The organism is Oleiphilus sp. HI0061, from assembly GCF_001635675.1.
In genome coordinates this window covers 1-252 of record NZ_LWFE01000797.1, presented here as the reverse complement: position 1 = coordinate 252, position 252 = coordinate 1, and the positions used below count along the sequence as shown (strand labels likewise).

Sequence of the window (252 nt, the reverse complement as noted above, 5' to 3'; positions counted from 1 at the left end):
TTCAGCGTCGCGTATCATTTCTAGCGCTTCTAGGCCGTTGGCAGCGATATCGCACTGTTGGTCAAGCGCCTCAAGAATACCTTGTACAACGAGCTGGTTTACATAGACGTCTTCAACAAGCAGGATTCTAGACTCGCTCAAATCTGTAGTGGGGTCTTCTATAGCCGCTATCGCACTTTGCGTTAGCTCTGGTTTTTCTGAATAGAGGCTGAGCTCCATGCTTTGGATTAGGTCATTGGAACAGATAGGCTT

Annotated in this window: 1 protein-coding gene; it reads right to left on the bottom strand. The window is 47.6% G+C overall.

Features of this window, described 5'->3' with window-relative positions; translation table 11 throughout:
• Positions 1-252 (bottom strand): hypothetical protein (locus A3735_RS30705; protein WP_197485809.1); only part of this gene is annotated, 252 nt, incomplete at both ends.